Raw genomic sequence first — 17935 nt, forward strand, 5'->3', positions numbered from 1 at the left:
GAGCAGGTGAAACGTCTGACGACCGTGTTGGTGACGGTGCTGGTGGTGGCCACGGCGGCGCTGGCCGGGTTCGCCACCTGGTGGTTCACCCGCGGCGGCGAGCCGACGCCGCCGCAGATCAGCGCCTACTCCAACGGGCGCGTCACCCACGCCGGGCCCTACATGTTCTGCGATGTGCTCGACCTCAACGAGTGCGTGCTGACCGAGACGCAGGGCACGCTCGCGGTCGACGAACGCAATCCGGTGCAACTGTCGGTCGACACGGTCATCGGGCGGGCACCGTGGCGGCTGCTGCGGCTCTACGACGATCCGGCCGACGCCACCGGCAAGATGTATCAGCCGGGCAGCACCCTGGCGGTCACCATCCCCACCGTCGACCCGCACCGCGGACCGCTACGCGGTCTGGTGGTGCAGTTGCTCACCCTGGTCGTCGATCGTGACACCGACGAGAAGTTTGCGGTGCCGCACGCCGAATGGGCGGTCGGGCTGCAGTGGCGGGATCAACGGCAGGATTGACGGCGCGGCCCGCTGCGCCCGGTTAAGCGCCGTGCCCGACGGTCACCCGCTCGGAGTCCGGCACCGGCCCCGGCGGGGTCCCGTCGCCGAATGGCCTGCCGCCCAGGGCTTCTCGGCCGTGGGGTGACAGCCAATTCGCCAGGTCCGGGCCGTCGGGGACGATCCCGGAGGGATTGATGTCGGCATGCACGATGTAGTAGTGCTGTTTGATCTGCACGAAGTCGATGGTGTCGCCGAACCCGGGCGTCTGGAACAGGTCTCGCGCGTAGGCCCACAGCACCGGCATCTCGGACAGCTTCTGCCGGTTGCATTTGAAGTGCCCGTGATAGACCGGATCGAACCGCGCCAGGGTGGTGAACAGCCGCACGTCGGCCTCGGTGATGGTGTCGCCCACCAGGTAGCGCTGATCCGCCAGGCGTTCGCTGACCCAGTCCAGTGCGGTGAACAACCGGTCATAGGCGCCGCTGTAGGCCTCCTGGCTGCCGGCGAAGCCGCACCGGTAGACGCCGTTGTTGATCTCGGTGTAGATCCGTTTGGACACCTCGTCGATCTCGGCGCGCAGCGGTGCGGGATACAGCTGTGGGGCACCGTCGCGATGGTAGGCCGTCCACTCGGTGGAGAAATCCAGCGTGATCTGGGCGAAGTCGTTGGTCACCACCGCACCGGTGGGCACGTCGACGATCGCGGGCACCGTGATGCCCTTCGGGTAGTCCGGAAACCGCTTGAAGTACGCATCGGCCAGCCGCGGGATCTGCAACACCGGGTCGACGCCGCCGGGGTCAAGATCGAACGTCCAGCTGCGCTGATCGTGCGTGGGCCCGCAGAACCCGATGGAGATGGCACTTTCCAGTCCGAGCAGCCGCCGCACGATGATGGTGCGATTGGCCCACGGGCAGGCCCGCGCCACGATCAGCCGGTAGCGGCCCGGCTCGACGGGGTACCCGTCGCGGCCGTCGGCGGTGATCCGGGTGGTGATGTAGTCGGTGTCGCGGTTGAATTCGCCACCGGCAGCAACATAGGAGGCCATGGTCACCAGCGTGCCAGCCCCGCGCCGCCTACGCTCGGGGAACGCGAGGCTCGGCAACCGTCCAGATGGACGCCCCGGCGGGCACGGTGTGGTCGGTGATCACCGGTGTGACGCAGATCGGCCGGTTCAGCCCGGAGCCTTCGAAGCGGAATGGTTTGGTGGCGCGACGGGGCCGGTCGTCGGCGCCCGGTTTCGAGGGTGACCTCAGCTTTGCTGCACAGCAGAGCCGACCGCGAAGCGCCGGGCCAGATCGGGCTCGTCCGAGGCGCCCGGCTCCCAGTGCGCGATCCACGGCCCGGTGCCCTCCGAGGGGTCGAGAATGCCGTCTTCCAGCCAGGTATAGCGGTCCTCGAGCACTGCGCGGGCCAGCGCGGCGTCGGTGTCGTCGGTGTTGGTCCACAGCGCGGCGAACAGCGCCTCGACCCGCAGCCGCGACTGCTGACAGAACGCGTCGGCAAGCTGGTAGGCCTGCTGCCCTTCGGCGGGATCAGCCACCCGTTGCGCTTCTGCGTGCACGCACACCGCTGCCATCGCGAACAGCTCCGCGCCGATGTCGACGACGCGGCCCAAAAAGCCCTGCTTCTTCTCCAAGCCAGCCTGCCAGCGCGCCGTGCCGTAGAACGTATTGCGCGCCAGCTTGCGCGAGTGCCGTTCGACAAAGCGCAGATGCGCCGCCAACCGGCCGAACTCGCGGTAACCAGTGGGACGCTGACCTTCGCCGAAAACCAACTGCGGCAACCACTTCGAATAGAATCCGCTGGCTCCGGCGGCCGATTGAGCCTTTTGCCGCAGATCGGCTTTGGGATTCGCGAGCTCGCCGGCGGCGCTCAGGTGCGGGTCGACCGCCTCGCGCGCGATCAGCAGCCGCATGATCTCACTGGAGCCTTCGAAGATGCGGTTGATCCGCAGGTCGCGCACCAGTTGTTCCACCGGTACCGCACGCTCCCCGCGGGCGGCCAGTGACTCCGCGGTCTCATAACCGCGGCCGCCGCGGATCTGCAGCAACTCATCGGCGATGACACAGGCCATCTCGCTGGACCACAGCTTGGCCAGCGCGGCCTCGATCCGGATGTCATTGCGGCCTTCGTCGGCCATCTGACCCGACAGCTCCAACACCGCCTCCAGCGCGTATCCGGTGGCGGCGATGAACGCGATCTTCTTGGCCACGGCCTCGTGCTCGCCGACCGGCTTGCCCCACTGCACCCGCTCCCGGGACCACTCCCGGGCGATCTTCAGCGACCACTTCGCCGATCCGGTGGCCATCGCAGGGATCGCCAGCCGCCCGGCGTTGAGGGTGGTCAACGCGATCTTCAGGCCGTCGCCCTCGCCCCCGATCAGGTTCTCTGCGGGCACCCGTACCGCATGCAGCCGGGTCACTCCGTTCTCGATGCCCCGCAGCCCCATGAACGCGTTGCGGCGTTCGACGGTGATCCCGGGTGAGTCGGCTTCCACCACGAAGGCGCTGACCCCGCCGCGGTGCCCGTCGGCCTTGGGCACCCGGGCCATCACCACCAACAGGTCGGCGACGACGCCGTTGGTGGTCCAGAGCTTCACGCCCTCCAGTTCGTAAGCGGCGCCGTCCTCGATCGGTGTCGCGGTCGAGGCCAGCCGCGCCGGATCCGAACCCACATCCGGTTCGGTGAGCAGAAACGCCGAGATCGCCCCCGCCGCACAGCGCGGCAGGAACTTCTTCTTCTGTTCCTCGGTTCCGGCCAGTTTGAGCGGCTCAGGCACCCCGATCGACTGGTGCGCGCTCAGCAGCGCCCCCAGGCTGGGATGCACACTGGACACCATCACCAGCGCCCGGTTGTAGGCGACCTGCGACATGCCCAGACCGCCATACTCGCCCGGGATCTTCAGCCCGAAACAGCCGAGCTCGGCCAGACCTTTGACGTATTCGTCCGGAATCCGGGCGTCACGTTCGATGACGGCGGCATCGACGGTTTCGAGGAACTCCCGCAGCCTGCCCAGGAATTCCTCGGTGCGCGCGGCGTCGTCATCCGACGGCCGGGGAAACGGGTGAATCAGCTCAAGCGGGAAGCGTCCCAAAAATAGCCCCTTGGCGAAGGACGGTTTATCCCAACCACTTTCGCGGGATTCCTCCGCGACGGCCCTGGCTTGCTCCTCGGTGACCTGTTGTGCCATTGGGCACCTCCCGGTTTTGACGGCGCTCGTCGTCGAGCGATTATCAAACCGGTGTTCCCCGATCGGGCCGACCGTTACACCTCGGTGCCGGCCTTGGCTAGGCGTCGAGCTCGCGGGCCACGGCCTTGACCACCTCAGAGATCTGCCGGGCGGTCTTGCGGTCGGGGTATTTGCCCTTACGCAGTTCGGGCTGCACGGTGCCTTCGAGCAGGGTGATCATGTCCTCGACCATGCCGTGCAGCTCGTCGGGGCTGTGCTTGTGCCCGGCCGGCGCCGCCTCCCGGCGGTTGCGGCTCAGGCTCGGCGGCGGATCGATCAGCGTGACGGTCAGCGCCTGCGGTCCGCGACGGCCGGCGGCGACGCCGAACTCCACCCGTTGGCCCGCCTTGAGACCCTCCACGCCGTCCGGAAGAGCCGAGGCACGAACATAGACGTCCTCGCCTTCCTCCTGGGACAAGAAGCCGAAGCCCTTCGCGGCGTCGTACCACTTCACCTTGCCGGTAGGCACTGGTCTCACCTGCTGTCTTACTGATCACGTACTGGGAGGACAAAAATGAAGCGTCCCGCCTTCGCAGGACGCGTCACCTGGTGATCCTACTCGGATGGCGGCCCGCGGAGCACCCCGGTTTCCTCGGTAAGCTGGGGGAGCCGCTGGAGAAGATGTGCGTCGGACGTTGACCGCGATCGGGACGCTCTCCGGCCGGCCGACCGAATCGGATACGCATATGACGTTGAGGCAACGGGGTCGGCAGACCCCACCACCGCAGGTGGACGCTGCCGGTGCGGCGGACAAGAAGGCCGCACGGCAGGCCTTCCACGCAGCGGTGGAGCGGGCCATCGCCGAGCAGATGCCGACCTCCGGGCCGTTGGTCGACACGTTCGGCCGGGTGCACACTGACCTGCGGATATCCCTGACCGACCGGTGCAACCTGCGCTGCACCTACTGCATGCCGGCCGAAGGCCTGGACTGGATTCCGAGCCAACACCTGCTGCAGGACGATGAGCTGATCCGGCTGATGCGCATCGGTGTCACCCGGCTGGGCATCACCGATATCCGGTTCACCGGCGGCGAGCCGCTGCTGGCCCGCCACCTCGAAGGGGTGATCGCCGCCGCCGCCGGCCTGCGGCCGCGTCCCGAGATCGCACTGACCACCAACGGGCTGGGACTGGCACGACGGGCCGGCGCCCTGGTGGCCGCCGGGCTCGACCGGATCAACGTGTCACTGGACACCGTCGACCGCGCCCACTTCGCCGAGATCACCCGGCGGGATCGGCTGCCCGATGTGCTCGACGGCCTGGCGGCCGCCGCGCAGGCCGGCATGGCCCCGATCAAGGTCAACGCCGTGCTCGATCCCAAGATCACCGGCGAGGACATCGTCAACCTGCTGCGCTTCTGCCTGCAGCACGGCTACCAACTGCGGGTCATCGAGATGATGCCGCTGGACGCCGACCACAACTGGAGCCGCGACGCCGGCCTCGGTGTCGAGCAGCTGCTGGAGCTGGTGCAGGCGCAGTTCGCGTTGCGCCCGGATCCGAAACCGCGCGGTTCGGCGCCGGCCGAAGTGTGGCTGGTCGACGAGGGCCCGGACAATCCGGCCGGCAGCTTCGGCATCATCGCCTCGGTGTCGCGCCCGTTCTGCGGGGACTGCGACCGGACCCGACTCACCGCCGACGGGCAGATCCGCAACTGCCTGTTCGCCGCCGAGGAGTCCGATCTGCGGGCGCTGCTGCGGGACGGCTCCGACGACGACGCCATCGAGCAGGCGTGGCGTGCCGCAATGTGGTCCAAGAAGGCCGGACACGGCATCAACGATCCGGATTTCATCCAGCCGGACCGGCCGATGAGTGCTATAGGAGGCTGAACTCATGACCCATCAGGTGAGCGACACCACCGCAGTCGCCGTAACGGTCCGCTACTTCGCCGCGGCGCGCGCGGCCGCGGGAACCGACTCCGAGACCGTCAGCGTGCCCGCCGGGGCCGGTGTGGCCGAACTCACCGAGACCCTCGCCGGCCGCAACGAGCGGCTGGCGACGGTGCTGGACCGATGCTCCTACCTGCGCGACGGGATCGCGGTGCGAGACCACGCGGCAGCGCTGCAGCCAGGCGAGACGATCGACGTCCTGCCCCCGTTCGCGGGCGGATGACGGCTGCCGGCTCGCCCGAACTGAAACATGATCTACGTCACATAACGAATCGATAACAGAGCGACAACGGCTTGATAGCGGGCGCTCTGACCTGCGCAAATGCCGCGGCTTCCTGGTGTTTTGAGAAGAACCAGCAGTGAAAACACCCGGGAGCCCTAAACGTGACGTTGCCCGTAAGACCCGTTACGGTACATCCCCGGGTGTATCGAAAGTCTTCCGGTCGATCCGCCTTTTCCCCTCTCGTAGCGCCGAGCTCCATCCAGCGGGCGGGGAAACCCCGAATACCTGATGGATGGAGGCGGGGGACCCACAGGGTCCGCCGCGAGCGGACCGGGGCCATCGCCGGCCCTCGGGGTGAAGCCACACGACGTACCGCGGTACGTCACGGCCGGGCGGTGCGATAGCCCGAACCCGACGCTGACCTCGCAGGCGTAGACAGAGAGGAATTCACCACCGTATGAGTGGACGGCATCGCAAGCCCACCCAGTCGAACGTCAACATCGCCAAGATCGCCTTCACCGGCGCCGTGATCGGTGGCGGCAGCCTGGCCCTCGCCGGGCACGCGGCCGCAGCCACCGATGACGAATGGGACCGCGTCGCCCGATGCGAGTCCGGCAACAATTGGGGCATCAACACCGGCAACGGTTACCACGGCGGCCTGCAGTTCTCGCCGAGCACCTGGAGCAGCAACGGCGGCGGCAAGTACGCCCCGGTCGCACACCAGGCCAGCCGCGAGCAGCAGATCGCGATCGCCGAGAACGTGCTGGCGACCCAGGGACGCGGCGCCTGGCCGGTCTGCGGTCGCGGCCTGTCCGGCCCGTCACCGCGCGACGTTCCGGCGGCGCCTGCTGACGCCCCCGTCGACCACCCGGACGCCAACGGCGAGACGGTGGCCATGGACAACCCGATGGCTCCGCCGCCCGCCCCCGAGCCGGCACCGTGGTGGGCTCCCCCGGCCCCCGAGCCGGCTCCCCCCGCCGAGGACGCCCCTGCGGCGGCTCCCGCGGGTTGGATGCCACCCGCACCGGAGGCCCCCGCGCCCGAAGCTCCCGCGCCCGAGGCCCCGGCACCGATCGCCGAGGACGTCCCACCGGCTCCCGAGGCCCCCTGGTGGATGCCGCCGGCACCCGAGGCCCCCGCGCCCGAGGCCCCGGCACCGGAGGCTCCGGCACCCGAGGCCCCGGCACCCGAGGCCCCGGCCCCGATCGCCGAGGATGTCCCGCCGGCTCCCGAGGCCCCGTGGTGGATGCCGCCGGCACCCGAGGCCCCCGCGCCCGAGGCCCCGGCACCCGAGGCCCCCGCGCCGGGCGATGAGGCCGTCCCGGCCCCCGAGGGCGACAAGCAGCAGGCGGTCTCCGTGGGCTTCCACCAGCAGTTGTGGCAGGCCATCCGGGCGGAGAACGTCAGCGGCAACGACGCGTTGGCCGCGTTCGCGCAGCAGCCCAGCCGGGTCGTCGTCTAAGCAGTAACGAGAAAGCGGGGCCGGTATGACACCGGCCCCGCTTTTTCGTCTCGGCGGCGGTCAGGCCGAACCGACCCATTCCTCGGTGCCGTCGTCGAAGAACTGGTGCTTCCAGACCGGCAGCCGCTCCTTGACGGTGTCGACCAATCGCGCGCAGGCGTCGAACGCCTCCCGGCGATGATCAGCGGCCACCGCGGCGACCAGCGCGGCGTCACCGATGTGCAGCACGCCGACCCGGTGGCTGGCCGCCACCGCGCGGATCCCGCGGGCCTGTTCGGCGACCTCGGCCAGCACCTCGGCCATCACCTGTTGCGCCGTCGGGTGCGCGGAATACTCCAGCCTCCGCACCTGCCGGCCGTGGTCGTGGTCGCGGATCATGCCGACGAAGCCGACGATCGCGCCGGCGGACCGGTGGCCCACCAGGTCCTCGTGTTCGCTCAGCACGATGGGCTCTTCGGTGACCGCTGCCCGCAGCACCAGCACGCCGGTGGATGTCATCGGTCGTGGTCCCCGCCGGCGAGTTGATCCAGGGCGTGGTCGAGCACGTCGGCGAGCACCCCGAGCCCGTCGCGCACCCCACCGGAAGAGCCGGGCAGATTGACGATCAGCGTCCGCCCGGCCACCCCGCACACGCCGCGGGACAACACCGCGGTCGGCACCTTCGGCAGCCCCGACCGGCGGATCGCGTCGGCCAGGCCGGGAATCTCGTAGTCGAGCAGCGCCGCCGTCTGCGCCGGGGTGTCGTCGGTCGGCGAGATGCCGGTCCCCCCGGAGGTGATGACCAGGTCGACCGGCGCTGCCACCGCGGCCCGCAGTGCGGTGCCCACGGCATCTCCGTCGGGCACCACCTCCGGTTGCGCCGGCGCGAAGCCGCGCTGCGTCAGCCACTCGGCGATGATCGGCCCGGTGCGGTCGGTGTACACGCCGGCCGAGGCACGGGTGGAGGCGATGATGACGTGGGCGGTCCGGGCGCTCATCCGCGTTCCCAGGATCCGGTGCGGCCGCCGGCTTTGCTCAGCACCCGGATGTCGTCGATCACGGCGGCGCGATCGACGGCCTTGATCATGTCGTAGAGGGTCAGTGCCGCCACGCTCACCGCGGTCAGCGCCTCCATCTCGACCCCGGTGCGGTCGGTGGTGCGTACCGCGGCGGTGATGTCGATCCGGGATTCACCGATGGTGAAGTCGACGTCGACTCCGGTGAGGGCCAGTTGGTGACAGAGCGGGATGAGGTCGCTGGTGCGTTTGGCCGCCATGATTCCCGCCACCCGGGCGGTGGCCAGCGCGTCACCCTTGGGCAGCCCGCCGGCCGAGATCAGCTGCACCACTTCGGCGGTGGTGCGCAACACGCCGCCGGCTACCGCAATACGCTTGGTGGTCGCCTTGGCGCTGACGTCGACCATGTGGGCCGCGCCCCGTTCGTCGAGGTGTGAGAGCGGCCCGGTCATGGCGTCCTCGCCTACCGGTTGACGACGGTGACCGGATGCAGGTAGGGCAGCTCCTCGGACGGGAGCGGAAAGACCAAGCTCCCGAACGGCGACAGGGCCCCGGCCCGGTCGGTGCGCAGCTCGCTCACTGCGGGTTCCCCGTCGGTCTCGGGCCACCCGTTGTCGACGTACCGATTCTTCTTGTCCTGGTTTGCAGCCACGGCGTCCATTCTGACAGGTCGCGATCGGCGACGCTCACCGGTTGGGCCTTACGCTGGTCGTCGATGACCGAACACGCCCGGGGTGTGCCGCTGGGATCGTGGCTTGCCGACCTGCCCGACGAGGGCCTGATCCGGCTACTGGAACTGCGGCCCGACCTCGCCCAACCGCCGCCGGGCAGTATCGCCGCCCTGGCGGCGCGGGCGCAGGCCCGCCAGTCGATGCGGGCGGCCACCGACGAGCTGGATTTTCTGCGGCTCGCGCTGATCGACGCGCTGCTGGTGCTGGAGGCCGACACGGCCGCGGTGCCGGTGGCCGACCTGCTGGCGCTGATCGGCGACCGGGCATCCGCCGACGCGGTGCACGAGGCGTTGAACGACCTGGTCGAACGGGCGCTGTGCTGGGGCGCGCTGCCCACCGGCGAGCTGCGAGTGGCCGCCGAGGCCGGTGCGGGCCTGCCGTGGCATCCGGGCCAGGTCACCCAGGAGGATCCCACCCAGCGCGGCGACCAGATCGCCGAGGCCATCGCCGCCCTCGACGCACCGCAACGCGACCTGCTGGACAAGCTACTGGCGGGCTCCCCGATCGGCCGCACCCGCGACGCCGCCCCCGGGGCACCGCCGGAGCGTCCGGTGCCGCGGCTGCTGGCGGCGGGCCTGCTGCGCCGTGTCGACGACGAAACGGTGATCCTGCCGCGGTTGGTCGGGCAGGTGCTGCGCGGCGAGCAACCCGGCCCGGCGGCCCTGCGGGCGCCCGATCCGGTGGTGTCGCAGACCACCGCGGCCGACGTCGATGCGACCGCTGCCGGCGCGGTGATCGACCTATTGCGCGAGCTCGACGCCATCCTGGCCAGCCTGGGTGAGATGCCGGTGCCGGAGTTGCGCAGCGGCGGGCTGGGCGTCCGCGAGGTCAAGCGACTGGCCAAGACGACCGGCATCGACGAAGCCCGGCTGGGTCTGCTGCTCGAACTGGCGGCCACCGCCCGGCTGATCGCCTCCGACTACCCCGACCCGGCGACGGTCGATCAGCGGGCGTGGCCCGACGCCGACGGCCCGTACTGGGCGCCGACGGTGCTCGCCGACCGGTTCGCCGAGCAACCGACCGCCGAGCGCTGGCAACTGCTGGCCGCCACCTGGCTGGAGCTGCCGGCCCGGCCGGGCCTGATCGGCAGCCGCGGCGCGGACGGTAAGCCGCGGGCGGCACTGTCCACGCCGCTGTTCTCCACCGCCGCCCCGCTGGATCGCCGGCTGCTGCTGGGCATGCTCGCCGAGCTGCCCGAGGGTGCCGGGGTCGACGCGGTCTCGGCATCGCAGGCATTGATCTGGCGGCGGCCGCGCTGGGCCAACCGGCTGCAGCCCGGCCCGCTGGGGGAACTGCTCGATGAGGCCCACGCGCTCGGGGTGCTGGGCCGCGGCGCGATCAGCACCCCGGGACGGGTGCTGTTCGCCGGTGCCACGCCCGGCGCCGAGACCACAGCTCCGGCCCCGGCGGCCGTTGCTGCCATGACCAAGGCCTTACCCGGGCCCATCGACCACTTCCTGGTACAGGCCGATCTGACCGTGGTGGTGCCCGGACCGCTGAAACGGGAACTCGCCGAGGAACTGGCCGTCGTCGCCACCGTCGAATCGGCCGGCGCCGCGATGGTGTACCGAGTCTCCGAACAGACCATCCGGGCTGCCCTGGACGTGGGCCGGACCGGCACGGGACTGCAGGCGTTCTTCGAGAAACACTCGAAGACGCCGGTGCCGCAAGGGCTCACCTATCTGATCGACGACGTCGCGCGTCGCCATGGCCAGCTGCGGATCGGGATGGCGGCGTCGTTCGTGCGCTGCGAGGATCCGGCCCTGCTGGCCCAGGCGGCCGCGGTTCCGGCCGCCGAGGCGCTCGGCCTGCGGGTGCTGGCCCCGACGGTGGCGGTGGCGCAGGCCCGGATCGCCGATGTGCTGGCGGCATTGCGCGACGCCGGTTTCGCCCCGGCCGCCGAAGACGCCACCGGAATGATCGTCGACATCCGGCCGCGCGGCGTGCGGGTGCCGACGCCGGCCGAGCGCCGCGGCCACCGGCCGGCGGCCGGGCCCAGCAGCGAAAGCCTCACGTCGCTGGTCCGGGTGCTGCGCACGGTGACGTCGGCGCCGTTCGACAACATCCGACTGGAGCCGGTCACCGCGATGATCATGTTGAAGCGGGCCGCGTCGGAGGGCTCCACGGTGCTGATCGGCTACGTCGACGCCGCCGGGGTGGCCACCCAGCGGGAGGTCTCCCCCGTGCTGGTTCGCGGCGGCCAACTGGTGGCGTTCGATTCCGCCTCCGGCCAGATGCGTGATTTCACCATCCACCGCATCACGTCGATCTCCTCGACCGAGCCGCAGTGAGCGCCAGTGTCGGAGCTCTCCGGATAATGGGCCCATGAGCACCAACGGGCCGTTGATCGTCCAATCCGACAAGACCGTGCTGCTCGAGGTCGATCATGAGCAGGCCGGCGCGGCCCGCGCCGCGATCGCGCCGTTCGCCGAGCTGGAACGCGCCCCCGAGCACGTGCACACCTACCGGATCACCCCGCTGGCGTTGTGGAACGCTCGCGCCGCCGGGCACGACGCCGAGCAGGTGGTCGACGCGCTGGTCTCCCACTCCCGCTACGCGGTGCCACAGCCGCTGCTGGTCGACATCGTCGACACCATGGCCCGCTACGGGCGGCTGCAGCTGGTGAAGAGTCCGGTGCACGGCCTGACCCTGGTGAGCCTGGACCGCGCGGTGCTCGAGGAGGTGCTGCGCAACAAGAAGATCGCCCCGATGCTCGGCGCCCGCATCGATGACGACACCGTGGTGGTGCATCCCAGCGAACGCGGCCGGGTCAAGCAGATGCTGCTCAAAATCGGCTGGCCCGCAGAGGATCTGGCCGGCTATGTCGACGGCGAGGCGCATCCGATCGAGCTGTGTCAGGACGGCTGGGCGCTGCGCGACTATCAGGAGATGGCGGCCGACTCGTTCTGGTCGGGTGGTTCCGGGGTGGTGGTGCTGCCGTGCGGCGCCGGCAAGACGCTGGTCGGCGCCGCCGCCATGGCCAAAGCGGGTGCGACCACCCTGATCCTGGTCACCAACACCGTCGCCGGCCGGCAGTGGAAACGCGAGCTGATCGCGCGGACCTCGCTGACCGAAGAGGAGATCGGCGAGTACTCCGGGGAGCGCAAGGAGATCCGGCCGGTCACCATCGCCACCTACCAGGTGATCACCCGGCGCACCAAGGGCGAGTACCGGCATCTGGAGCTGTTCGACAGCCGCGACTGGGGACTGATCATCTACGACGAGGTGCATCTGCTGCCGGCGCCGGTGTTCCGGATGACCGCCGACCTGCAGTCGCGGCGCCGGCTGGGGCTGACCGCCACGCTGATCCGCGAGGACGGCCGCGAGGGTGACGTGTTCAGCCTGATCGGACCCAAGCGCTACGACGCACCCTGGAAGGACATCGAGGCCCAGGGCTGGATCGCGCCGGCCGAATGCATCGAGGTGCGGGTCACCATGACCGAGAGCGAGCGGATGACCTACGCGATCGCCGAGCCGGAGGAACGCTACAAACTGTGCTCGACGGTGCACTCCAAGATCGCGGTGGTGCGCTCGATCCTCAAACAGCATCCCGGCGAGCAGACCCTGGTGATCGGCGCCTACCTCGATCAGCTCGAAGAACTGGGCGAGCAACTCGACGCCCCGGTGATCCAGGGCTCGACGCGCACCGCCGAGCGCGAGAAGCTGTTCGACGCATTCCGCCGCGGCGAGGTCTCCACCCTGGTGGTGTCCAAGGTCGCCAATTTTTCCATCGACCTGCCCGAGGCCTCGGTGGCCGTGCAGGTGTCGGGCACCTTCGGGTCTCGCCAGGAGGAGGCCCAGCGGCTGGGCCGGCTGCTGCGGCCCAAGGCCGACGGCGGTGGCGCGGTGTTCTACTCGGTGGTCGCCCGCGACAGCCTGGACGCCGAGTACGCCGCGCACCGGCAGCGGTTCCTGGCCGAGCAGGGCTACGGCTACATCATCCGCGACGCCGACGACCTGCTGGGACCGGCGATCTAGGCGACCCGCCCGCCCGGCGAACGCCCTGAGCGCGGTACTGCGGTTAGCCTCGGAACATGGCCCTGTCCAAGGACGAACGCGAACAGTTTCTGGTCGAGCCGCACATCGCGGCGCTGTCGGTGAGTGCGGGAGACGGCCGTGGCCCACTGACGGTCCCGATCTGGTATCAGTACACCCCGGGCGGCGAGCCCTGGGTCCTCACCGGCGTCGAGTCACGCAAGAGGCGGCTCATCGAGGCCGCCGGCCATTTCTCGCTCATGGTGGAGCGGACGGAGCCGACCGTCCGCTATGTCGCCGTCGACGGTGCCGTCAGCCGCATCGAACCCGGCACCGACGAGCAGCACGCCGAGCTGGCCCACCGTTACCTTCCCCCCGACCGGGCCGAGAAGTTCCTCAATTACGCGCTGACCGAACTGGGCGAGTACGTGGCAATTTATCTGCGTCCCCAGCACTGGGTCTCCGCTGATATGGGCACCATCTAGACGCTATGGGGGCCAGGAGGCTGCTTTTCCGGGGGATGTACCGGCTGGGCTTCACCCCGTGGGAGGGCCACGCGCTGGCCCGCGGGCTGCGCAATCTGGTCGAACTCGACGCCGGCGTGGGGTTGGCGCCGGGCACCGCGCTGGACCTGGGCTGCGGCACCGGGGACAACTCCATCTACCTGGCGCAGACCGGCTGGCGAGTCACCGGTGTCGACTTCGCCCCGCGGGCGCTGCGCGCCGCCCACGCCAAGGCCCGGGCCGGGAAGGTGTCGGTGCGGTTCGTCTGCGCCGACATCGCCCAACTGGACTCAGCCGGTCTCGGTGACGACTTCGACCTGGTGACAGACAGCGGTTGCCTGCACGGGATGAACGATCACGATCGGGCGGTCTACGCCCAGCAGGTCAACGCGGTGACCGGACCCGACTCGCGGCTGCTGATCGTCGCGTTCACCCCGGGCGCACTGTTCGGCGTCCGCGGCATCGACCAGGCCGAGATCGTCCGGCTTTTCGCTCCGCAGTGGGAGCTGATCAGCTCCGGCGACGAGCCGCACTACGTGCCCGCCAACGGCGGACAACCGGTGCGGCACTACCTACTGGCTCGCCGGGCCTGACCTTCAGCCCCCGCAGGCGGTGCCGGGCAGCAACATCATCAGCGGCCACAGCAGCACTCCGGCCACCGTCGCCAGCTCGTAGACACTGTTGGGCGGTATGCCGAACTGTTCCTCGGCCCGAGTCTGGAGGATCTCCACGCCGTCGGGCCGCAGGAACAGGCATACCACCCCGATGATCACGTAGACCAGGCCCAGCCACAACGCCGTCTCGAGCAGCTTGCCGACGGTGATGCTCAGCCGGTAGTCCAGCAGACGCGAGATCCCCCGAAGCCACGAGGGTTCCGGGGATGTCACGTCTGCAGCCTAATCGGAACGCACGGCCGCGGCGGGTCACCACCAGCGGCCACCCATGGCGAGCAGACGCGAGAGCCCCCCAAAACCGCGGTTTTGGGGGGCTCTCGCGTCTGCTCGCGCCGCCGGTACTACAGCAGCGACTGTGGCGGGTTGAACCGGTCGCCGTACTTGCCGGCCAGCTCCTTGGCCCGTGCGACGAAGCCGGCCTGTCCGCCGGGGTAGCCGACGATGAACTGGTGGGTGCCGCCGGTCCACGGCGGGAACCCGATGCCCATGATCGCGCCGATGTTGGCATCCGCGGTCGAGGTGAGCACGCCTTCGTCGAGGCACTTCTGGGTCTCCAGCGCCTCGGCGAACAGCATCCGGTCGATCATGTCCTGCAGCGGCGGGGTGGAGCTGCCCGAGTTGAAGGTCTCCCGCAGCCCCGGCCACAGCCCGGTGCGCTTGCCGTCGACGTACTCGTAGAAGCCGGCGCCCGACAGCCGCGACGGGCGGCCGATCTCGATCATCTTGTCGACGACCTCTTCGTTCGGCTGCCTCTCGAGCGTGCCGCCGGCCGCCTCGATGCCCTCGCGGGTGGCATTGGCGATCTTCTGCATCAGCTCCAGGTTGAGCTCATCGCAGAGCTGCAGCGGAGCCGCCGGGTAGCCGGCCTGCAGACCGGCCTGCTCGATGCTGGCCGGCTCCACACCTTCCCCGAGCATCCTCAGCGCCTCGTTGACGAAGGTGCCGATGACACGGCTGGTGTAGAAGCCGCGGCTGTCGTTGACCACGATCGGGGTCTTCTTGATGGCCAGCACGTAGTCGAACACCCGGGCCAGTGCCTCGTCGGAGGTCTTCTCGCCCTTGATGATCTCCACCAGCGGCATCTTGTCGACCGGCGAGAAGAAGTGGATGCCGATGAAGTCCTCCTGGCGCTTCACCCCGGTCGCCAGACCGGTGATCGGCAGTGTGGAGGTGTTGGATCCCAGCAGCGCGTTGGGCTCGACGATGTCCTCGATCTCCTGGAACACCTTGTGCTTGAGGTCCTGGTTCTCGAACACCGCCTCGATCACGAAGTCGACGCCCTTGAGGTCGGCCGGGTCACCGGTCGGGGTGATCTTGTCCAGCAGCGCCTTGGACTTCTCGGCGGTGGTGCGGCCCCGCTCGACGGCCTTGGCCTCCAGCTTCTCCGAGTAGCCCTTGCCCTTTTGCGCTGCTTCCAGGGAGACGTCTTTGAGCACCACGTCGTAGCCGGCCTTGGCCGACACGTAGGCGATGCCGGCGCCCATCATCCCGGCGCCGAGCACACCGATCTTCTTGATCGGGGTCTGCCCGATGCCCTCGGGCCGGCTGCCGCCGCCGTTGATGTGCTGCAGGTCGAAGAAGAACGCCTGGATCATGTTCTTGGCGACGTTGCCGGTGACCAGCGAGACGAAGTAACGGCTCTCGATGCGGCTGGCGGTGTCGAAGTCCACCGCCGCGCCCTCGACCGCGGTGGACAGGATGGCACGCGGCGCGGGCATTGGCGCACCCTTGAGCTGCTTGCGCAGCAACGCCGGGAACGACGGCAGGACCGCCGCCAGCGACGGCGTCGACGGGGTGCCGCCGGGCATCTTGTAGCCCTTGGCATCCCACGGCTGGGTGTGCGCCTCCGGGTTGGCCTTGATCCACGCCTTGGCGGCCGGCACCAGCTCCTCGACGCTTCCCACCACCTCATCGACCAGGCCGACCTCCTTGGCCTTGGCCGGCTTGAACCGGGTGCCCTGCGCCAACACGTTCATGAACGCGTTCTGGATGCCCAGCATGCGCACCGTGCGGGTGACCCCGCCGCCGGCGGGCAGCAGGCCCAGGGTGACCTCGGGCAGGCCGATCTGGCTGCCCTTGGCGTCGGCGGCGATGCGGTGGTGGCACGCCAGCGCGATCTCCAGGCCGCCGCCGAGTGCGGCGCCGTTGATGGCGGCCACGACGGGCCTGCCGAAGGTCTCCAAGGTGCGCAGGTCGGCCTTGATGGTCTCGACCTGGTCGAAGACGGCCTGAGCGTCCTCGGGGCCTACCTGGATCATCGCCTTGAGGTCACCGCCGGCGAAGAAGGTCTTCTTCGCGCTGGTGATGACCACACCGGTGATCGAATCCTTTTCCGCGACAAGGCGTTCCACGGCGTTGTGCATGGACTCGCGATAGTGCTCGTTCATCACGTTGGCCGACCCGGTCGGGTCGTCCAGGGTCAGCGTGACGATGCCGTCAGCGTCCTTGTCCCACTGAATGGTGTTCTCTGCCATTTTCAAAAACCCTCTCAGACGCGCTCGATGATGGTGGCGACGCCCATGCCACCGCCGATGCAGAGTGTGATCAGAGCGCGGCGGGCACCCCGGCGCTCCAGTTCGTCGACCATGGTGCCGGTGATCATCGCGCCGGTGGCGCCCAGCGGGTGGCCCATCGCGATGGCACCGCCGTTGACGTTGAGCTTCTCATCCGGAATGTTCAGGTCCTTCTGGAACTTCAACACCACGGAGGCGAACGCCTCGTTGAGCTCGAACAGGTCGATGTCATCGACGGTCAGCCCGGCGCGGTCGAGCACCCGCTGGGTGGCCGGGGTGGGGCCGGTGAGCATGATGACCGGGTCGGCGCCGGACGTGGCCGCGGCCACGATGCGGGCCCGCGGGGTCAGCCCCTGCTCCTTGCCGGCCTTCTCGGAACCGACGAGCACCAGGGCGGCGCCGTCGACGATTCCGGAGCTGTTGCCGCCGGTGTGCACGTGGTTGATCTTCTCGACGAAGTGGTACTTCTGCAGCGCCACGTCGTCGAAGCCGCCCATCGCGCCGACCCCGTCGAACGCGGTCTTCAGCTGACTCAGGCTCTCCACCGTGGTGCCGGGCCGCATGTGCTCGTCGTGGTCGAGGACGACCAGGCCGTTCTGGTCGCGCACCGGGACCACGGACTTGGCGAAGTAGCCGCCCGACCAGGCCGCGGCCGCCAGCTCCTGGGAGCGCGCCGCGTAGCGGTCGACGTCCTCGCGGGAGAAGCCCTCGATGGTCGCGATCAGGTCGGCGCCGATGCCCTGCGGCACGAAGCCGATCTCGTAGTTGGTGTCGGGGTCAGACGCCCAGGCGCCGCCGTCAGAACCCATCGGCACCCGGCTCATCGACTCCACGCCGCCGGCCAGCACCAGGTCATCGAACCCGGCCTTGACCTTGGCGGCGGCGGTGTTGATCGCCTCCAGACCCGACGCGCAGAACCGGTTGAGCTGCACGCCACCGGTGGTCTCGGGCATCCCGGCGGCCAGCATCGCGGTGCGGGCGATGCAACCACCCTGGTCACCGACCGGCGACACCACGCCGAACACGGCGTCGCTGATCTGGTTGACGTCCAGGTCGGGGTAGCGGCTACGCAGTTCGTTCACCAGGCCGACAGCCAGGCTGACAGGCTTGATCTCGTTCAGCGACCCGTTGCGCTGCTTGCCGCGCGGAGTGCGAATGGCCTCATAGATGAAGGCTTCTTCGGACATGGCTGGAATTCCTCTTCGGTTGGGATTCGACACGGATTTTCGATTGCGTCTGCTCGGAGCGT

Annotated in this window: 18 protein-coding genes, 1 pseudogene and 1 riboswitch; of the genes and pseudogenes, 9 read left to right on the plus strand and 10 right to left on the minus strand. The window is 69.4% G+C overall.

Annotated features, from left to right (window positions below; genetic code table 11):
• Positions 1 to 6 precede the first annotated feature (6 nt).
• A complete protein-coding gene (locus ACAG20_RS13030; protein ID WP_165824877.1) occupies positions 7 to 516 on the plus strand; it encodes a DUF2771 domain-containing protein in 510 nt (169 codons plus the stop codon).
• Positions 517 to 538: 22 nt separating this feature from the next.
• Here ACAG20_RS13030 and ACAG20_RS13035 read toward each other — a convergent pair whose 3' ends face one another.
• Positions 539 to 1543 carry a glutathione S-transferase family protein gene (locus ACAG20_RS13035; protein WP_370492817.1) on the minus strand — a complete coding sequence of 335 codons (1005 nt, stop codon included), beginning with the start codon at positions 1541 to 1543 and terminating at the stop codon, positions 539 to 541.
• Between the two features lie 65 nt (positions 1544 to 1608).
• Between ACAG20_RS13035 and ACAG20_RS13040 the strand changes: the two are divergent.
• A pseudogene (locus tag ACAG20_RS13040) lies at positions 1609 to 1742 on the plus strand (SRPBCC family protein); the annotation flags it as partial.
• Between the two features lie 5 nt (positions 1743 to 1747).
• Here the strand turns inward: ACAG20_RS13040 and ACAG20_RS13045 are convergent.
• Together ACAG20_RS13045 and ACAG20_RS13050 are read right to left on the minus strand one after the other, a co-directional pair.
• Entirely contained in the window at positions 1748 to 3688 is a 1941-nt protein-coding gene (locus ACAG20_RS13045; RefSeq protein WP_370492818.1) for an acyl-CoA dehydrogenase family protein, read from the minus strand.
• Positions 3689 to 3785: 97 nt separating this feature from the next.
• Entirely contained in the window at positions 3786 to 4196 is a 411-nt protein-coding gene (locus tag ACAG20_RS13050) for a cold-shock protein (protein WP_112683455.1), read from the minus strand.
• A gap of 217 nt (positions 4197 to 4413) precedes the next feature.
• Between ACAG20_RS13050 and moaA the strand changes: the two genes are divergently transcribed.
• The 3 genes from moaA to ACAG20_RS13065 all read left to right on the plus strand — a co-directional run bounded on the left by moaA (position 4414) and on the right by ACAG20_RS13065 (position 7295).
• The gene (moaA, locus tag ACAG20_RS13055; protein ID WP_370492819.1) at positions 4414 to 5550 is read left to right on the plus strand and encodes a GTP 3',8-cyclase MoaA; all 1137 of its coding nucleotides are present in this window, start codon (positions 4414 to 4416) and stop codon (positions 5548 to 5550) included.
• A gap of 4 nt (positions 5551 to 5554) precedes the next feature.
• The gene (locus tag ACAG20_RS13060; protein ID WP_370492820.1) at positions 5555 to 5833 is read left to right on the plus strand and encodes a MoaD/ThiS family protein; all 279 of its coding nucleotides are present in this window, start codon (positions 5555 to 5557) and stop codon (positions 5831 to 5833) included.
• A 265-nt stretch (positions 5834 to 6098) separates the two neighbouring features.
• A riboswitch (cyclic di-AMP (ydaO/yuaA leader) is annotated at positions 6099 to 6281 on the plus strand.
• A gap of 9 nt (positions 6282 to 6290) precedes the next feature.
• On the plus strand, positions 6291 to 7295 hold the full coding sequence (locus ACAG20_RS13065) for a transglycosylase family protein (RefSeq protein WP_370492821.1): 1005 nt from the start codon (positions 6291 to 6293) through the stop codon (positions 7293 to 7295).
• 60 nt (positions 7296 to 7355) lie between these two features.
• Here the strand turns inward: ACAG20_RS13065 and ACAG20_RS13070 are convergent, their stop codons facing one another.
• Genes ACAG20_RS13070 through ACAG20_RS13085 form a run of 4 tightly spaced genes read right to left on the minus strand, consistent with a single transcriptional unit; the run spans position 7356 to position 8951 of the window.
• Positions 7356 to 7793 (minus strand): molybdenum cofactor biosynthesis protein MoaE, encoded by a 438-nt coding sequence (locus ACAG20_RS13070; RefSeq protein ID WP_370492822.1) that lies wholly within the window; start codon positions 7791 to 7793, stop codon positions 7356 to 7358.
• Positions 7790 to 8272: a molybdenum cofactor biosynthesis protein B gene (locus ACAG20_RS13075; RefSeq protein ID WP_013827735.1), complete on the minus strand. Its 483-nt coding sequence runs from the start codon at positions 8270 to 8272 to the stop codon at positions 7790 to 7792. The genes ACAG20_RS13070 and ACAG20_RS13075 overlap by 4 nt, the downstream gene beginning before the upstream one ends.
• Complete coding sequence (gene moaC / locus ACAG20_RS13080; RefSeq protein WP_370492823.1) at positions 8269 to 8742, minus strand: cyclic pyranopterin monophosphate synthase MoaC; 474 nt, start codon at positions 8740 to 8742, stop codon at positions 8269 to 8271. The genes ACAG20_RS13075 and moaC overlap by 4 nt, the downstream gene beginning before the upstream one ends.
• Positions 8743 to 8753: 11 nt before the next feature.
• A complete protein-coding gene (locus ACAG20_RS13085) occupies positions 8754 to 8951 on the minus strand; it encodes a hypothetical protein (protein WP_041317158.1) in 198 nt (65 codons plus the stop codon).
• Between the two features lie 54 nt (positions 8952 to 9005).
• On the opposite strand from ACAG20_RS13085, the gene ACAG20_RS13090 reads away from it, so the two are divergent.
• The 4 genes from ACAG20_RS13090 to ACAG20_RS13105 are packed head-to-tail and all read left to right on the plus strand — an operon-like array spanning position 9006 to position 14092.
• Positions 9006 to 11312: a helicase-associated domain-containing protein gene (locus ACAG20_RS13090; protein WP_370492824.1), complete on the plus strand. Its 2307-nt coding sequence runs from the start codon at positions 9006 to 9008 to the stop codon at positions 11310 to 11312.
• Positions 11313 to 11346: 34 nt separating this feature from the next.
• On the plus strand, positions 11347 to 12999 hold the full coding sequence (locus ACAG20_RS13095; RefSeq protein ID WP_112687710.1) for a DNA repair helicase XPB: 1653 nt from the start codon (positions 11347 to 11349) through the stop codon (positions 12997 to 12999).
• A gap of 56 nt (positions 13000 to 13055) precedes the next feature.
• Positions 13056 to 13481 (plus strand): pyridoxamine 5'-phosphate oxidase family protein, encoded by a 426-nt coding sequence (locus ACAG20_RS13100; RefSeq protein ID WP_370492825.1) that lies wholly within the window; start codon positions 13056 to 13058, stop codon positions 13479 to 13481.
• 5 nt (positions 13482 to 13486) lie between these two features.
• Positions 13487 to 14092, plus strand: coding sequence for a class I SAM-dependent methyltransferase (locus ACAG20_RS13105; RefSeq protein ID WP_370492826.1), 606 nt, complete (start codon positions 13487 to 13489; stop codon positions 14090 to 14092).
• Between the two features lie 3 nt (positions 14093 to 14095).
• On the opposite strand, the gene ACAG20_RS13110 is transcribed toward ACAG20_RS13105, so the two are convergent.
• The 3 genes from ACAG20_RS13110 to ACAG20_RS13120 form a co-directional block, all read right to left on the minus strand.
• Positions 14096 to 14386 carry a hypothetical protein gene (locus tag ACAG20_RS13110; RefSeq protein WP_112687704.1) on the minus strand — a complete coding sequence of 97 codons (291 nt, stop codon included), beginning with the start codon at positions 14384 to 14386 and terminating at the stop codon, positions 14096 to 14098.
• Between the two features lie 128 nt (positions 14387 to 14514).
• The gene (locus ACAG20_RS13115; RefSeq protein WP_112687702.1) at positions 14515 to 16647 is read right to left on the minus strand and encodes a 3-hydroxyacyl-CoA dehydrogenase NAD-binding domain-containing protein; all 2133 of its coding nucleotides are present in this window, start codon (positions 16645 to 16647) and stop codon (positions 14515 to 14517) included.
• Positions 16648 to 16661: 14 nt separating this feature from the next.
• Positions 16662 to 17873, minus strand: a complete 1212-nt coding sequence (locus ACAG20_RS13120) for an acetyl-CoA C-acetyltransferase (RefSeq protein ID WP_112687700.1) — start codon at positions 17871 to 17873, stop codon at positions 16662 to 16664.
• Positions 17874 to 17935: the final 62 nt, after the last annotated feature.

This window comes from Mycobacterium sp. pW045, assembly GCF_041287085.1.
Classification (GTDB): Bacteria; Actinomycetota; Actinomycetes; order Mycobacteriales; family Mycobacteriaceae; genus Mycobacterium; species Mycobacterium algericum_A.

Excerpts from the sequence above, each read along its gene's own strand:
- ACAG20_RS13100 (WP_370492825.1), top strand. The coding sequence starts at position 13,056 with ATGGCCCTGTCCAAGGACGAACGCGAACAGTTTCTGGTCGAGCCGCAC.
- ACAG20_RS13070 (WP_370492822.1), bottom strand. The coding sequence starts at position 7,793 with ATGACATCCACCGGCGTGCTGGTGCTGCGGGCAGCGGTCACCGAAGAG.
- moaA (WP_370492819.1), top strand. The coding sequence starts at position 4,414 with ATGACGTTGAGGCAACGGGGTCGGCAGACCCCACCACCGCAGGTGGAC.
- ACAG20_RS13045 (WP_370492818.1), bottom strand. The coding sequence starts at position 3,688 with ATGGCACAACAGGTCACCGAGGAGCAAGCCAGGGCCGTCGCGGAGGAA.
- ACAG20_RS13035 (WP_370492817.1), bottom strand. The coding sequence starts at position 1,543 with ATGGCCTCCTATGTTGCTGCCGGTGGCGAATTCAACCGCGACACCGAC.
- ACAG20_RS13115 (WP_112687702.1), bottom strand. The coding sequence starts at position 16,647 with ATGGCAGAGAACACCATTCAGTGGGACAAGGACGCTGACGGCATCGTC.
- moaC (WP_370492823.1), bottom strand. The coding sequence starts at position 8,742 with ATGACCGGGCCGCTCTCACACCTCGACGAACGGGGCGCGGCCCACATG.
- ACAG20_RS13085 (WP_041317158.1), bottom strand. The coding sequence starts at position 8,951 with ATGGACGCCGTGGCTGCAAACCAGGACAAGAAGAATCGGTACGTCGAC.
- ACAG20_RS13090 (WP_370492824.1), top strand. The coding sequence starts at position 9,006 with ATGACCGAACACGCCCGGGGTGTGCCGCTGGGATCGTGGCTTGCCGAC.
- ACAG20_RS13105 (WP_370492826.1), top strand. The coding sequence starts at position 13,487 with ATGGGGGCCAGGAGGCTGCTTTTCCGGGGGATGTACCGGCTGGGCTTC.
- ACAG20_RS13075 (WP_013827735.1), bottom strand. The coding sequence starts at position 8,272 with ATGAGCGCCCGGACCGCCCACGTCATCATCGCCTCCACCCGTGCCTCG.
- ACAG20_RS13095 (WP_112687710.1), top strand. The coding sequence starts at position 11,347 with ATGAGCACCAACGGGCCGTTGATCGTCCAATCCGACAAGACCGTGCTG.
- ACAG20_RS13060 (WP_370492820.1), top strand. The coding sequence starts at position 5,555 with ATGACCCATCAGGTGAGCGACACCACCGCAGTCGCCGTAACGGTCCGC.
- ACAG20_RS13120 (WP_112687700.1), bottom strand. The coding sequence starts at position 17,873 with ATGTCCGAAGAAGCCTTCATCTATGAGGCCATTCGCACTCCGCGCGGC.
- ACAG20_RS13065 (WP_370492821.1), top strand. The coding sequence starts at position 6,291 with ATGAGTGGACGGCATCGCAAGCCCACCCAGTCGAACGTCAACATCGCC.